Source organism: Psychrobacillus sp. BL-248-WT-3 (assembly GCF_012843435.1).
Lineage (GTDB): Bacteria > Bacillota > Bacilli > Bacillales_A > Planococcaceae > Psychrobacillus.
This window is the reverse complement of record NZ_JABAFC010000023.1, coordinates 18,919-34,791: the sequence shown is the minus strand read 5'-3', so window position 1 is coordinate 34,791 and position 15,873 is coordinate 18,919. Positions and strand designations below refer to the sequence as shown.

Genomic DNA, 15,873 nt, shown 5'->3' with positions numbered 1-15,873 from the left:
AGATAATCTTTCTCCTAATCTTCATCATCGATGAACTGAGGGTCTACCTTCTCTAATCTCTCTTCTTTAATAATGGTGAACATGGATGTAGCCTCTTCTTTTTTAGCAGAATCTTTAATCCCGTCCACGGATGCAGTCACAACCTTTTGGCCGAAACGAATAGATAGCTCGTCACCAACCTTAACGTCAGAGCTAGCCTTTGCCACCTTATTATTAATGGTAATACGTCCTTGGTCCGCTACCTCTTTAGCTAATGTTCTTCTTTTAATAAGTCTTGAAACTTTTAGAAATTTATCTAATCTCATATCCTCACTGCCTCTCTAATTTTTTGGCATCCTTCCAAAACTGGTCAAGCTCCTCTAAGTTATAATCTTCAAAGCTTCCTCTGTTTTGTTGAACACACCGTTCTATATATTCAAATCTTCTTTTGAATTTTTGATTTGCTTGCATCATGGCAAGCTCAGGAGATAGTCCGTAAAAACGTGCTAAATTCACCACGGTAAACAATAAATCTCCCAGCTCATCTGTCTGCGCTTCCTTATCATTAGATACGAGCTCAGCCTTCCACTCCTGCAGCTCTTCCTCAAACTTATCCCAAGCTCCAGAAACCTCTGGCCAATCAAAGCCAACTTTGGCAGCTCTTTTTTGATAATTAAAGGAGGTCAATAGAGACGATTCTGTTCGTAATTCATCCTCTAATAAAGATTTTGACGTTTTCTTACCTTCTTTTTCTTTAATCTCCTGCCAATTACTTAATACTTGTTCTGTACTATTTGCTTCTACATCTCCAAAAACATGCGGATGTCTTCGAATCATTTTTTCAGTTATAGAAGCTAATACATCCTCTAAGCTGAAGTATCCATTGTCTTCTCCAATTTGAGCATGTAAGAAAACCTGTAATAGTACATCTCCCAGCTCTTCTACAATATGATCGTCATCTTCCTCGTCTATTGCTTGAAGTAGCTCGTAAACCTCTTCAACTGCATATTTTTTCAAGGTTGTATGTGTTTGTTCCTTATCCCAAGGGCACCCATTAGGACCCCTTAGCTGGGCTACCACCTCTCGAAGAGTTTGCCACTCCTTTACACGACTTTCTTTTTCATGAATAGGCGGAACGTATAAGGTGGTTAAATTATTTAATTCCATTTCCCGATCCAGTTCAAATAAAGGCACCTTTTTTAAAACTTCTTCTGAGGAACCTGCCGCTGTCACTATTGTGACCTCGAAATCGTCCGGATACTTTTCCATTAGTGTTAGCTTAACGTCTGAAGCACTAAAGGAATCATAAACCTGCCCTATTAAAACGTGAGAATTCATCTGTATATCATCTCGCTTAAAGCTAGTTCCGTCTATCAATTGAAACCCTTCTATAGGATCTATGCGAAGAGCTCCAAAAATAGGGTCTAGAAAGCTCTGCCCGCCCTCTATAGTAATCGTTGCCTTGCCTTGTTTTTCAGCCTGAACCAATAGTTGAACGGTTTGCTCCGCTACTAAAGGGTGACCAGGAACAGCATAAATTATCGGATTTACAGCTGACAGCTTCAGAAGATTTTCCACTATCTCTTTATACACATTCTCAAATTGATCATTCTTTTCATAAATAGCATCGAAGCTAGTCCATGTTACGCCCTCTGTTTGGAGCTCCTGAAGGACTGGATGCTGTTCTGTACGAACGTATAAATGAGTAGCATTTTTTAACTTTTTATAAATCCCTAGTGGAAGCTGATTTAAATCACCAGCCCCAAGTCCGATTATTGTAATTTCGTGCATCTTCTCACAACCTTACTTTTCTTTATTTAGCCAAAGCTGAAGCTTGGCCATTCTTCTTCCAAAGGGAAGTAAGAACCATTCTTTCTCTGCAATTACACGTCTTTTCGTCAATACAAAGATAAAAACTATTGCACCAAGCATTACCGAACTAAGTGAAATGACTACTGCCTCCACTCTGCTAGATAAAATTCCAACTGGAAAATGATCTATAAGCCTAGTATAAGCAATAACGATTACGAACATAACTAATGATGCATGAGCAACTCCCTTATAAAAACTGTTGGGAGCGAAGCGTATTTTCCACTGTTTTTTAAAGTAAAGCAACATCAATATACATGCAATAGCTAAACTAGCATTCCCCGACCAGGCAGCACCAATTACACCATAACTAGGTATTAGTATACCGTTTAATATCCATTTACAGCACACACAAAGTAGTAAGATTAGAGTTGGAACTCTCACCTTTCCTCCACCTTGAAGCATAGCCATGAATGTTAATATTAAAGACATCCAAATAATCTGCAAAGAAAATACCATGAGAGTAATAGATTCTGCACGCGTTTTAAACAGCATTTCGTTTAAATAAGGAAGTACTGCAATAAGTCCTAATGCGGCAGCAATTCCAAACGTAAAGGCTATTCTAAACGTCAACTGCATAAATGGTTGGGCCGTTCTTCCTTTGTCTTTATTTAAACGATGTGCAACAAGAGGCACGATAGAAAGAGAAAGGGTAGAGGCGATGACAATCCCAAGCTGTACGAGTGGTTGGCCTCGATCATATACGCCCTTTTTCTCCATCGCCTCTTGTCTACCCATTCCATTATCTATTAGTAACTGAAATACTGTGAAGGAGTCTACCAGTTGAAGAAGTAAAAATAGCAATGCACTTATACTTGCACTTATACTTAGCATCGTCAGTTGCTTTACGATGGGCCATACAGGCACCGGTCCTACATTTTCTTCTTTACCTGTTTTCTTTGTTATCTTCCAATAGACTATTCCTAAGAAAACTACTCCTCCCAATTCTCCAGCAACTGCTCCATACATCGCCATACTACCCGCTTTATATAAATCCAAGCTATTTAAGAGAACTATCCAGGTCCCGAGCAAAATAACCGAAACACGAATGGCCTGCTCTAGTACCTGAGCATAAGCAACCGTGCCCATTCGTCCCTCTGCTTGAAATTCTCCTTTTAGGACTGCAAGGAGCGGCATAAGCAGAATGACATAGGATCCTGCTCTTAAAAGCTGAGCTAGTTGGACATCTCCCATAAAACTGCCTAATAAGTTTGCACCAAAAAATAAGAAAACAAAAAATATAATAGAGATAATTCCGATATAATAAAAAGCAATTTTTCTTATTTTAGGGATTGCAAAGGTTTTCCCATTCGCTTTATAATCAGACAAAATTTTGGAAAGTGCTATAGCAAAGCCAAAAGAAGTCCAAGTTGTAATAATCGCAATAAAAGGATAAACCTGTTGGTAAATGTAAAAGCCTTCATCGCCGACTAGGTTTTGAAAGGGTACGCGATAAACTGCACTAAGTAGTTTCACGATAATTGCTGCCACCGTTAACATGGCAGCGCCCTTCATATACGATTTCATATTCCAATCATTACTCATTTTTAAAATCCTTCTTCCATCCAGCAATAGCACTATTATACATGAATATAAAGAATCCTTCCTCTTGTACAAGAGGAAGGTTCATTTAGCTCTCCATTTGTTTTGCTAAGAAATTAGCTGCTGTTTCGATAGCTTTCATTTCTGCTTCTCCGATAAAATGCACTTTAGAGAATAGGAATATAGCGCCTATCGGATCACCAGAAGCAATGATTGGAGCGATACAGTAGGATTTAACTGTTTCAACTACTCCCGGTACCCATTCTACTGAGTTTTCATGCTTTTCCACTACCATTGTTCTATTATTCACTACATCCTCAACGTCGGAACTTAAACGACGTTTTAAATAATCCTTCTTAGATAACCCTGCTGCAGCAATCATTTCATCGCGATCACTAATAAGTACTGGCGTACCTAACGTTTCATAAAGCGTTTCAGCATACTCTTTTGCAAAGTCTCCAAGCTCACTAATTGGAGAATATTTTTTTAGGATAATTTCTCCTTCTCGGTCTGTAAAGATTTCTAAAGGATCACCTTCTCGTATACGAAGGGTTCTACGTATTTCTTTTGGAATTACAACTCTACCTAGATCATCAATTCTACGTACTATGCCTGTTGCTTTCATGTAATGTGTGCCTCTCTTTCGACAGAATGGAAATTAAAGTTCATTTCTGCCATAGTATGCCTCACATTACCCAATAATATGCAATACGTTAATTTACTTCTAATTTCTTTTTTGCTTTAGGTAATAAACTCATTATTTCTTCTAATACATCAAACGTATTTAACTTTCCTATTTTACGTTCATCTATGGTGACAACTAAGTTGCCCTTATCTACATTAAAGCCTACAGCACGACCAAACTTCATCGTTTCCTCTAACAGTAATGCACCATCAATAGATTGTGTTCCAGACTCACTCAGCCTAATGGATGTTATCTTATTGGCTTCTTTAATAGATTCTATTCCAGCAATTTTACCCCAGACCTTCATACGAGCAATTCTAAGAAGTACTTCCGTTTCTAGAGGCATATCTCCAAAACGGTCCTGTAATTCTTCAACAATGTCCAAATACTCTTCTTCTGTTTCCATTGCCTTGACTCGCTTATACATTTGAATTTTTTGATATCCATCTGCAATATACTCATCTGAAATATATGCTTCTACTCCTAATACAATTTCAATATCTTGTACTTCTTCTTTTTTAGTTCCAGTTTGTTTTTCTTGTATAGCTTCTTCTAGCATTTGCGTATATAGATCAAATCCTACCGAATCAATAAATCCGTGCTGCTGTGAGCCCAATAGATTTCCTGCTCCTCGGATAGATAAATCTCTCATCGCTATCTTGAAGCCAGATCCAAGCTCTGTAAATTCCTTAACCGCCTGTAGCCTTTTTTCTGCTACATCAGTTAACACTTTGTCCCTTTGATACATTAAGTAGGCATAGGCCACACGATTAGAACGACCTACGCGTCCACGTAGCTGATACAGCTGGGACAGCCCCATTTTATCCGCATCATGGATGATCAACGTATTAACATTCGGTATATCAATTCCAGTTTCTATAATAGTAGTTGTCACAAGGACATCATACTCTCCCTCTAAAAAGCTGATAATGACAGACTCTAGCTCCTTCTCGGACATTTGCCCATGTGCATAGCCTACTCTAGCCGTTGGGACTAACATTTGGATCTCATCAACCTTGCGAGTGATGTCCTCAACGCGGTTGTATAGGAAAAATGCCTGTCCTCCCCTAGCCAGTTCTCTCTCAATAGATTCCCTAACTAAAGCTCCGTTATATTCCATTACATATGTTTGCACTGGGAAACGGTTTTTAGGGGGAGTTTCGATAACGGATAAATCCCGTACTCCAATCATCGACATATGGAGGGTACGAGGAATTGGAGTGGCAGTAAGCGTTAAAACATCAACGTTTGTTTTAAGCTGCTTAATCTTTTCTTTATGCTTAACTCCGAAACGTTGCTCCTCATCCACTACCAATAGCCCTAAATCTTGATATTCTACATCCTTTGACAGGATACGGTGAGTTCCAACTACTATATCCACTAGACCCTTTTTCAGTCCGGTAATTGTTTCTGCCTGTTGCTTCTTTGTGCGGAAACGGCTTAGCATCCCTACCTCAATTGGGAAGTCTTGAAAACGTTCCAACATCGTTTCATAATGTTGTTGCGCAAGAATGGTAGTAGGACATAGAAATGCTACCTGTTTTCCTTCCATCACAGCTTTAAAAGCAGCACGGATCGCAACCTCGGTCTTACCATAGCCCACATCGCCACAAACTAGACGATCCATCGGTCTTGGTCTCTCCATGTCTCGTTTAACCTCTTGAATTGTCCGTAGCTGATCCTCGGTTTCCTCATACGGGAAAGCTGCCTCAAAGGTGTGCTGCATCTCTCCATCAGGCTCAAAAGCATATCCAACCTCAGCCTCACGCTTAGCGTAGAGCTTGATCAGCTCATCTGCAATATCTTGAACTGCCGCTGAAACTTTGGATTTTGTTTTCTTCCAATCGGTTCCGCCTAATTTATGAAGCTTTGGATCCTTTTCCCCTGAAGCAACATACTTTTGGATAAGATCTATTTGATCTACTGGTACATAGAGTTTATCCTCGCCTCGATAACGTATATGCAAATAGTCTTTATGAACGCCGTTCACAAGCAAGGTTTCTATTCCTATATATTTCCCTATCCCATGATGGATATGTACAACATTGTCTCCAGGCTTTATTTCTGAATAGCTTTTTATACGTTCAGCGTTCGTCACTTTTTGTGTACGAGATTTTTTCTTACTCTTTTGCTTAAACAATTCCGAATCCGTTATGACGGCTATTCTTTGAAGAGGTAATTCGAAACCTGCTTCCAGGTCTCCCTCTACGATAAAAATTCCTGGGTTATTTAAATCATTTGTAGACGTACCAATCTGAGAAACTATTTCATAATCTTCTAGAACCGCATGGACTTTTTGAACACGGTCTTTACCATCTGCTAAAATAATTACTCTAAATTTACCTTGAGCAAATCTCTCCGTTTCATTTTTTAGCAGATGCATTTGTCCATGGAAATTTTGCATAGGCTTACACGAAACGCTCATCGCCTTCTTTATAACAATGCCAGAAAAAGTACGTGAAAATAATGATAGGTACACCTTATAGTTAGAAAGCATATGAATGATTTCTTTCAAGTGGTACGATGGTTTTACACTGTGGACAGTCTTTCCTTCTTCTAATAAGGAAAGATACCAATCATTTTCTTCTTTTTCCAAAGTCTCTGTTACTTCTTGGATTCTTCCAAGCTCATCGAACATAACAATTCCTTGTGGATCAAAATAACTTCCTAAAAAGCTGTCTTCTTCTATCAAGGAGATGTACTTCATAAACTCCTTTGGTTGTTCTCCTTGTTTTAAAAGTTCTATATCCTGTTGTATATTTTGATAAAATTTTTCTTTAATATCCGACAGCTTAACCTTTTTCAAGCTTTCCGCTAATGCTTCCTCGAGCTTTTGTGCTAGCATCATTTTTTTCTCTTTTGTTAAAACATATTCAGTCGCAGGTAAAATACGAACGTCTTTTAATTTTTTTAATGACCGTTGATCCTCTGCAGAAAAGGTACGAATGGAATCTACTTCTGTGTCAAATAACTCTATCCGAATAGGATCTTCCAAATATAGTGGATATATATCTATAATACCGCCTCGTAATGCAAACTCTCCTGGAGTGGTAACCATAGGCTGACGTACATAACCCATGTCTACTAAACCTTGCAGGAAATTGTCTAATACAAGATCCTCTCCCTCCTTCAGGGAGATGGAGCTATTTTTCCAATCCTCTACGTTCCCCATTCGCTTTTTCAGGCCAGACACTGGAACAATATAGACACCTTTTTTTATATTTAACATGTGATCTAATGTTTCTAAACGTTGTGCACGCAATTCGGGGCTGGCAATAGTTATATCTGCAGCTATCAATTCATCGGCTGGGTATAAACGAACTAAGTCTTCTCCAATTAGCTTGACTAAATCCTCAGCAAGCTTTTGAGCGTGTAAAAGGTTCGGTGTAACAATCAGAATGGGTTTATCTAATTCCTTATGAAGCATTTTAGTAAAGACAGCACGTGCGCTTCCTGATAGACCCGTGATTAATGTTTGGTCTATACCATTCTCTAAATCTTTCACTAGCTTTTGCATTTGTTTATCTTCGATTAATACATTACTTAGTAATTCCATTTTCACCCACCCTTATCTAATAAACATACAAACGATTTACGCTACAATTAAAAACAGAAAAAGGCTTTGTGCACGAAGTGTGCCAAAGCGTTTACTGTATCCATTTTTTTAATGCATAATAGCTAGGAAACTTTTGCAAAGAGGTTTGACACTCTTCACAAATACACTGTATCGTATAATCTCCCTCAGCCCCCGGTTGTATATATATGTGTTGTTCTTCTGGCTCAATATTGTGTTTTTCTAAAAAAGCCTCGTCTATGGAATCGAATGGTAGCTGACCAACTTCTGTTTCACAATGGCGACATCTATAACGAATCGGCATAGCCATTAACCCCCTTTTTAGGAAGTATAGGCTTTTACTTCAACTTTTATGCACCATTAAAAACATTCATTACTTCAAGAAAGCTCTTCGTAAACCATTGTTCGCAAGCATCCGCGCTCTTTTTAATCGCTAAATCAATTTCTGGTTTTTCTTCATTGGTGAAATTGGAGAGTACATAGTCTGGAACCTTCATCCCGTTTTTTGGACGGTCCACTCCTATTCGAATTCGATTAAATTCCTGTGTACCCAAATGTTGAATGATGGACTTAATCCCGTTATGACCTCCCGCACTTCCCTTTTGGCGAAGTCGTAGCTTCCCGGCTTGTAAGTCTAAATCATCATAAATAACAACTAATTCCTCATCCTCTACATCAAAATAATTCATCATCGGAACGATACATTCTCCCGATAAATTCATATATGTTAAAGGTTTTAGAAGCATCACTTTTTCAGTTCCTACAAAGCCAGCGCCGTACATTCCATTAAATTTTGATTGATTGAGGGGAATGTTTAAACGCTTGGACAGTTCATCTATTACATGAAAACCAATATTATGTCTTGTTCCTTCATATTGCTTGCCTGGGTTTCCTAGGCCAACGATCATTTTCATTTCTTTCCATTCCTTTTAACCTTATTTCTTTTATTTTAACATAAGAGGGATGAGTAAAGCCCATAAATCAGTTTGTTCACTTGGAACATCACCTTCTTTTAAAGCAAAAGAATGGAACCCAGTTCCTAAACTAATAATTGTATCGGTGCATAACTAAAGACGAGAATGTCGATTAAACATCATTCTCGCCTTTAGGATTGCTTGCATAATTTTAGTAGGGACTCACCCTATTACTTTATTCCTCTGAGGATGCTTCTTCTGTTCCTTCGGCATCTGCCTCAGCTTCTGTTTCAGTATCCGATTCTGTCTCAACTCTTGGAGCAGATACAGTTACTAAAGTATAGTCGTCATCTTCGACTATTTTATAATCTACCTTTTCACGAACGTCTCCAACTGTTAGCGTATCACCGATAGCGATATTAGTTACATCTACTTCTATAGAATCTGGAATATCGGAAGGTTTTACAATAACAGTAAGTTCTCTGTTTGGCTGTTGAAGTAATCCACCCTCTGAGACACCTACAGAAGTTCCAGTTGTGTTAACTGTTACACTTACTTCTAATTCTTCCTTCATATTAATCGCGAGAAAGTCCGCATGAATCATTTGAGCCTTTAATATATTCATTTGATAATCATTCAATACAACGTTTAGAGATTGACCTTCTACATCAATTTTCATTACGCCATTTCTACCAACTTCACGTAATGTTTTTATTAAATCTTTTTCATCTACCGCAATTGGTTGAGACTCTGTTTCAAAACCATATACAACTGCCGGTATGTACCCACTATTTCTTAGCTTGGTATTGTTTTTATGTTCTCTCTTTTGTGCTTTAATAATTGTAGCCATAAATAAAATCATCCTCCCGATGTAATTGGTAACTAAAGATAAGATACCCTTCGGGAGGATGATTCAAACATCTATGAGATTAATCAAACAAAGTACTTACAGATTTTTCTTCAAATACACGAACAATTGCATCACCTAATAATTTTGCAACTGATAGTTCTTTAATTTTTGGTGAGTGCTTATCTTCTGGTAATTGAATAGAGTTTGTAATAACCAATTCTTTAATAACAGAGTTATCTATACGTTCAATTGCTGGCCCCGATAGCACTGGGTGTGTACAACATGCATACACTTCTTTTGCACCGCTTTCCATTAAGGCCGCAGCAGCAATCGATATAGTTCCCGCAGTATCAATAATATCGTCGATTAAAATTGCCGTTTTTCCTTCTACATTACCAACTATGTTCATTACTTCTGCAACATTAGGGCGTGGACGTCGTTTATCAATAATAGCAATTGGCGCTTTCAAACGGTCTGCCATTTTACGTGCACGAGTAACTCCACCATGGTCAGGTGAAACAATAACAATTTGAGAAGGATCTAGGTTTTTCGTTAAGAAGTAGTCAGATAAGATAGGCACAGCTACTAAATGATCGATTGGAATATCGAAGAAACCTTGGATTTGTGGTGCATGCAAGTCTAAAACAATTGCGCGAGTTGCTCCAGCAGAAGTTAGCAGGTTAGCTACTAGCTTAGCTGTGATCGGTTCACGAGCACGAGCTTTTCTGTCTTGTCGAGCATATCCGTAATAAGGTAATACAACACTTACGGTACGAGCAGAAGCACGTTTAACTGCATCTAACATGATTAATAATTCCATTATATTTTCGTTTACAGGACCTGAAGTGGATTGAACGATAAATACATCACATCCACGTATGCTCTCTTCGATATTAATTTGGACTTCGCCATCGCTAAATCTTGTTACAGTACTTTTCCCTAGCGGAACTCCAACCTCTTTTGCAATTTCTTCTGCTAATTTCTTATTCGAATTAAGAGTAAATATTTTTAGTTTGGCATTTTCATATCGATGAGTCATGATAATCCTCCTGAATAGTAATTGGTTATTTTAGATTGAGTTTGTTTACGTAGCCTTCTTTGTTTTCTTGTCGAGCACGACCAATAGCAAGTGCTTCACCTGGAACATCCTTAGTAATCGTAGATCCTGCTGCTATATATCCCTTTTTACCGATTGTTACAGGTGCAATGAGATTAGAATTACATCCAACAAATGCATCGTCTTCAATAGTTGTTACAAATTTATTTTTACCGTCGTAATTAACCGTAATAGCTCCGCAACCAATATTCACATTAGTTCCTATAGATGCATCGCCCATATAGCTTAGGTGAGAGATTTTACTTCCATTGCCAACTACTGATTTTTTCACTTCCACAAAGTTACCAATCTTAACTTGGTCACCCAATTCCGAGTCTGGTCGTATGTGTGCGAATGGGCCTACTGAGGTATGGTTACCAATTTCACTTGATAATACTACAGAAGAGTGAATAGTTGTTTCATCACCAATGACACTAGAGACTATGTGGCTATTTGGGCCAATTGTACATTTTTCTCCGATAATTGTCTTACCCTCAATGATAACTCCTGGCTGTAGAACAGTGTCAGAGCCAATTGTTGCTTCACTGCTTATATATGTACTTTGAGGGTCTATAATAGTTACGCCTTCACGCATATGGTGATGGGCTATTCTAGCACGCATAATTTGTTCTGCTTGCGATAGTGCAACACGATCATTAATTCCAAGAGTTTCATCAAAGTCTTTCGCTGCATATGCAGAAATAACTTCTCCATCTTGTTGTAAAATCCCAATAACATCAGGTAAATAATACTCACCTTGGGTATTTTCATTTTTTACTAATTTTAATGATTTAAATAATGCTTCGTTGTCAAAGCAGTAAGTACCAGAGTTAATCTCTTTGACAAGCTTCTCTTCTGAATTTGCATCTTTGTCTTCTACTATAGACTTAACGTTCCCTTGCTCGGTACGAATAATTCTTCCATAACCAGTTGGATCTTCAGCTATTGCAGTCAATATAGTAGCTTTTGCATTTGTTTCTTTGTGATGCTTAAGCAATTCCTTAATAGTTTCTGCAGTTATTAGAGGAGTATCGCCACACACAACAATAGTTGTTCCCTTCAGGTTAGAAAGAACTTCTTCTGCTTGTAAAACAGCGTGTGCCGTACCTAGTTGCTCTGATTGTAAAGCATATTCGCTTCTGCTCCCAAGCTTACTTTGTACAATTTCAGCACCATGACCAACAATAGTCACAATCTTTTCTACCCCTACCTGATCCATGTTATCAATAACATGCTCTACCATTGGCTTTCCACACACAGGATGTAATACTTTATATAGACTAGATTTCATACGAGTGCCTTTACCAGCTGCCAAAACAACTGCATAGGTATTTGTCATTTGATATTCCCTCCAGTGGGCTAATTTCCTCTTTTGACTATATAGGAAAAGAGGGTTTTTTTCAAGGAATTATCTCTTGACAAATACATGACAAAACAAGTAATATATATATTTTTTTGTTAAATCATACTTTATCTTTATATAACAAATCTTAATGATTAGATTGACTATGACATATATCTGCTTTTTAATAATTGATTTATGCTTTATTGTAGTAACTTTTCCAGAATGATGATAATTTATAAAATTGACTCATTTGCTAAATAAATTATAGTGAAATTATATTTTTTTGCGAAGGGAGGCGGCATCTATAAATAGTTTATTCCACCTTTAGCCTAAAGATTTATCATCACACTCAATCATCTTATGATACGAGTTTTAGACCAACAGCGGCTCCTAAAATCATTCCTATAAAAATTAGTCGTTTCGGGTCTTTAGATTCTCCATATAAAACCATCCCTAATATCGCTCCTCCAGAGGCTCCAATACCTGTCCAAATAGCATACGCTGTTCCCATGGGAAGAGTTTTCATGGAATAAGCCAAAAGAAGAAAACTTGCTCCAAATCCGAGTATTAAGAGTACTGCCGCTTGCCAATTACGATCTTTATGCAATTTACTTATCATCGCCACTCCGAACATTTCACAAACCCCTGCTAAAATTAATGAAATCCAAGCCATTAAGATTCATTCCTTTCCTGAACTTTTTCCTTTGTAATTAATTTCAACCCAATTACTCCTGCAAGTAATAGTACGATTAAAAGTACTTTTTCTACTTGAAATGGTTCGTCAAAGAATAGAATCTCAGAAAAAACAGTTCCTGCTGTACCTATACCAACGAAAACAGCATAAACCGTACCTACGGGAAGTTCTCGACCAGCCATAATCATTAAATAGAAACTGATAAAGATAGCAATAACTGTTCCAGCCCAAGTCCAAAAATCGTCTGCATGCTTTAATCCAATAACCCAAAAAACCTCAAATACTGCAGCAATGAACACTTTAATCCATGCTTTATCCATCTAAAAAAACCTCCAATTATTATTTTTCTCAAAAAAAAGCCTGAGAGAAACTATTAAACAGTTTCTCCCAGGCTTTTATCCTTCCGTGACACAGCAATGCTGTGAGTTTTCTCTCGGTCCAGACCAACATTGACAGTTGCGGAACCCTAGAAAACATTCAAAGTATTTTATTATGGATATTATATCGTTGTCTGTTAGTAAGTATAAGATTCTAATAGCCTTTTTTAGAACGCTAACTACAACTGAAGCTAGTCTTATATAGTCGCTTCTTCCACTTCCGCTATTACATCATCACTTAAATGATAGGCATATAGCACAGCATCCTGAATTTTAGATCGTGTGCCTACATTTATAGGATGAGCTATATCTCGAAATTCCCCTTCTGGTGTTCGCTTACTTGGCATAGCCACAAATAACCCTGCATTTCCTTCGATAACTCTAATGTCATGGACTACAAACTCGTTGTCTAGTGTTATAGAAGCGATTGCCCTCATACGCCCATCGGTTAATACTTTACGCAACCTCACATCTGTCACTTCCATATAATCTCTCCTTCCCCCTAGTTGCAAATATCTATATTAACTTACTATTCCACAAAAATTTAAAAATTCCTGCTTTGTTTTGGAATATTTTTAATATTATATACATTAAAAAATTATTAAAAAATAGTATAAAAGACGAGGGGATTTTACAAAACGTATTTGGAGTATGACTTGAGGTTCTTGTATCCTTATTGTTCGATGAAATGCTTGTGGGAGTGACAATAAAGTATACTTAAAGAAAATCTAAAAAAGCACATAATTTCCGAAGAAAGCATGTGCCTTAGCTTTAAATAACTGCTATAACTTCAATTTCTACCTTTACATCTTTAGGTAAGCGAGCAACCTCTACAGCTGAACGAGCAGGCTTGTGATCACCAAAATGTTTTTCATAGGCAGCATTGAATTCAACAAAATCGTTCATATCTTTTAAAAAGACAAGAGTTTTTACTACCTTGGACAAAGAAGAACCAGCTTCAGTTAGAACAGCTTCTAAGTTAGCGAAAACTTGGTCAGTCTGTTCCGTAATAGAACCATCAATTACTTCTCCTGTTGGCGTTAATGGTATTTGACCTGAGCTGTAAAACATTCCGTTAACTACCATACCCTGGACGTATGGACCTATTGCAGCTGGAGCCTTATTCGTTGATACTATTTTCATTTGATTTTCCACCCCTCGTGAAATAATTTCCCTCGGTTAAAGCGATCGTACCGTCTTTTTCATTTACTTCATGTAATTTTAATAAAGACAAGTAATTCTCAACCAATTGTTCCCCTGTATGCTCAGCTTCCACTAAGACAGCTATGCCTGCAAGCTCACAGTTAAACTCCTCAAGTAAGCTTTTCATACCATTGATGGTTCCCCCAACTTTCATAAAGTCGTCGGTAATTAGCACACGCTGGCCTTTTTCCATACTTCTTTTAGAAAGAACCATTGTTTGAATTCTTCTAGCTGAACCAGAAACATAATTTATGCTGACAGTAGGTCCCTCTGTTACCTTACTATCTCGTCGTACTACAACTACAGGAACATTTAAGTGTCTTGCAATAGCATGAGCAATAGGAATACCTTTTGTCGCAACTGTCATAATAGCATCGATTTTTGTATCGACAAATGCAGAAGCAAATACCTTCCCTATTTTGTTCATTAGCATCGGTTCACCCAAAAGGTCAGTCATATACAAATAACCACCTGGTAAGAGACGTTCCGCTTTAGAGAGTTGGTCCATTAATTCCTGAGCTATTTTCTTAACATCCTGGTCTGTCATAGTAGGAATAAATTTAACTCCCCCTGTGGCACCAGGTACAGTCACAAGTATGCCTTTGCCTCTTTCTTCAAATGTTTCTTTTACTATCGTTAAATCTTCACTAATAGAAGATTTTGCAGACTGATATAAAGCAGCAAAATAAGTTAAAGGGATTAGTTTATGTGGATGCTCCATTAAATATTGAGTCATGTCCACTAACCGTTCACTTCTTTTCCATTTCATCATTTTCCACCTCTAATCACGAATATTTTAAACAAAACTTACCACAATTATACGTGTTTAAGCAAGTGGTTCTCTATCTCCCATTAGCCTAACGGCATATACCTCATCACAGAAACCTCGGAGCCCGTTATATATTCTCTGTACTCGTGATTCTTGGTTTACAAGTCCAAATACAGTTGGACCACTACCACTCATTAATACAGCATCAGCTCCGAAGCGTTGCATTTGCTCTTTTAGGTTGGCAACTTCAGGGTATAGTTTTAATGTTACATCTTCTAAAACATTCCCAAGTGAGTTGCACATCAAATCGTAATCCTTATCCTTAATAGCATTTACCATTGCTGTTGTTTTCGGGTGAATTATTTGATCAATTTTTAAATTTCCATATACATCTGCAGTAGATACCCCTAACGTTGGCTTAGCTAATATCACCCAACAGTTGGCCGGTGCCGGAAGCTCTTGGATTTTTTCTCCTCGCCCGGTCGCCAATGCAGTCCCACCGTATACACAAAATGCCACGTCTGACCCTATTTTTGTTCCTATTTGAGCTAGCTCGTCTATAGTGAGATTTAATCCCCAAAGAACATTTAGCCCCTTTAAAGTTGCCGCAGCGTCACTACTGCCACCTGCAAGTCCTGCTGCAACTGGTATATTCTTTTCGATTTTAATAGAGACGCCAGACTTCACCTTGTACATTTCTTTAAGTATCTTTGCCGCTTGATAGGCAAGGTTACGATGATCATTTGGAACAAAACGATCGACTGAAATAATATGTATAGCTCCGTCTTCTCTTATTTCTAGCCCGATGCGGTCTGCTAAATCTACAGTGGTCATAATCATTTCCACCTCATGATAGCCATCAGGGCGTTTATGTAATACATCAAGTGTTAAATTTATCTTAGCAGGTGCTTTCACATAGTACATCCCATCTGCTCCTTTTCCTACTTATGCTGTTCCCTATTTTACCATAGTCCTT

16 protein-coding genes and 1 riboswitch are annotated in these 15,873 nt (G+C 37.9%); all 16 genes read right to left on the bottom strand.

The genetic code is table 11. From position 1 onward, the window contains the following. Positions 1 to 14: 14 nt before the first annotated feature. Positions 15 to 305, bottom strand: a complete 291-nt coding sequence (locus tag HF876_RS12350) for an RNA-binding S4 domain-containing protein (protein ID WP_169360361.1) — start codon at positions 303 to 305, stop codon at positions 15 to 17. A gap of 4 nt (positions 306 to 309) precedes the next feature. Continuing rightward, positions 310 to 1,770 carry a bifunctional methyltransferase/pyrophosphohydrolase YabN gene (gene yabN, locus HF876_RS12345; protein WP_169360360.1) on the bottom strand — a complete coding sequence of 487 codons (1,461 nt, stop codon included), beginning with the start codon at positions 1,768 to 1,770 and terminating at the stop codon, positions 310 to 312. 12 nt (positions 1,771 to 1,782) lie between these two features. Next, positions 1,783 to 3,393, bottom strand: coding sequence for a putative polysaccharide biosynthesis protein (locus HF876_RS12340; protein WP_169360359.1), 1,611 nt, complete (start codon positions 3,391 to 3,393; stop codon positions 1,783 to 1,785). Between the two features lie 85 nt (positions 3,394 to 3,478). Next, the gene (gene spoVT / locus HF876_RS12335) at positions 3,479 to 4,015 is read right to left on the bottom strand and encodes a stage V sporulation protein T (RefSeq protein WP_169360358.1); all 537 of its coding nucleotides are present in this window, start codon (positions 4,013 to 4,015) and stop codon (positions 3,479 to 3,481) included. An 88-nt stretch (positions 4,016 to 4,103) separates the two neighbouring features. Continuing rightward, positions 4,104 to 7,631 (bottom strand): transcription-repair coupling factor, encoded by a 3,528-nt coding sequence (gene mfd, locus HF876_RS12330; RefSeq protein WP_169360357.1) that lies wholly within the window; start codon positions 7,629 to 7,631, stop codon positions 4,104 to 4,106. Positions 7,632 to 7,722: 91 nt separating this feature from the next. Further along, a complete protein-coding gene (locus HF876_RS12325) occupies positions 7,723 to 7,953 on the bottom strand; it encodes an anti-sigma-F factor Fin (protein WP_169360356.1) in 231 nt (76 codons plus the stop codon). 46 nt (positions 7,954 to 7,999) lie between these two features. Further along, positions 8,000 to 8,563: an aminoacyl-tRNA hydrolase gene (pth, locus tag HF876_RS12320; protein WP_169360355.1), complete on the bottom strand. Its 564-nt coding sequence runs from the start codon at positions 8,561 to 8,563 to the stop codon at positions 8,000 to 8,002. Positions 8,564 to 8,798: 235 nt separating this feature from the next. Continuing rightward, entirely contained in the window at positions 8,799 to 9,413 is a 615-nt protein-coding gene (locus HF876_RS12315; protein ID WP_169360354.1) for a 50S ribosomal protein L25/general stress protein Ctc, read from the bottom strand. Positions 9,414 to 9,492: 79 nt separating this feature from the next. Further along, positions 9,493 to 10,452, bottom strand: a complete 960-nt coding sequence (locus tag HF876_RS12310) for a ribose-phosphate diphosphokinase (protein ID WP_169360353.1) — start codon at positions 10,450 to 10,452, stop codon at positions 9,493 to 9,495. A gap of 25 nt (positions 10,453 to 10,477) precedes the next feature. After that, complete coding sequence (gene glmU / locus HF876_RS12305; protein WP_169360352.1) at positions 10,478 to 11,848, bottom strand: bifunctional UDP-N-acetylglucosamine diphosphorylase/glucosamine-1-phosphate N-acetyltransferase GlmU; 1,371 nt, start codon at positions 11,846 to 11,848, stop codon at positions 10,478 to 10,480. Positions 11,849 to 12,212: 364 nt separating this feature from the next. Continuing rightward, the gene (locus tag HF876_RS12300; protein ID WP_169360351.1) at positions 12,213 to 12,527 is read right to left on the bottom strand and encodes a DMT family transporter; all 315 of its coding nucleotides are present in this window, start codon (positions 12,525 to 12,527) and stop codon (positions 12,213 to 12,215) included. Then, positions 12,527 to 12,868, bottom strand: coding sequence for a DMT family transporter (locus HF876_RS12295; RefSeq protein ID WP_169360350.1), 342 nt, complete (start codon positions 12,866 to 12,868; stop codon positions 12,527 to 12,529). Before HF876_RS12295 ends, HF876_RS12300 begins: the two co-directional genes overlap by 1 nt. Before the next feature lie 62 nt (positions 12,869 to 12,930). Beyond that, positions 12,931 to 13,029: riboswitch (guanidine-I (ykkC/yxkD leader) on the bottom strand. 93 nt (positions 13,030 to 13,122) lie between these two features. Then, positions 13,123 to 13,410: a septation regulator SpoVG gene (gene spoVG, locus HF876_RS12290; RefSeq protein ID WP_169360349.1), complete on the bottom strand. Its 288-nt coding sequence runs from the start codon at positions 13,408 to 13,410 to the stop codon at positions 13,123 to 13,125. Between the two features lie 286 nt (positions 13,411 to 13,696). Then, positions 13,697 to 14,068 (bottom strand): RidA family protein, encoded by a 372-nt coding sequence (locus HF876_RS12285; protein WP_169360348.1) that lies wholly within the window; start codon positions 14,066 to 14,068, stop codon positions 13,697 to 13,699. Next, positions 14,046 to 14,897 carry a pur operon repressor gene (purR, locus tag HF876_RS12280; RefSeq protein ID WP_169360385.1) on the bottom strand — a complete coding sequence of 284 codons (852 nt, stop codon included), beginning with the start codon at positions 14,895 to 14,897 and terminating at the stop codon, positions 14,046 to 14,048. The genes HF876_RS12285 and purR overlap by 23 nt, the downstream gene beginning before the upstream one ends. A gap of 57 nt (positions 14,898 to 14,954) precedes the next feature. Next, positions 14,955 to 15,821, bottom strand: coding sequence for a 4-(cytidine 5'-diphospho)-2-C-methyl-D-erythritol kinase (ispE, locus tag HF876_RS12275; RefSeq protein WP_169360347.1), 867 nt, complete (start codon positions 15,819 to 15,821; stop codon positions 14,955 to 14,957). Between the last annotated feature and the right edge of the window lie 52 nt (positions 15,822 to 15,873).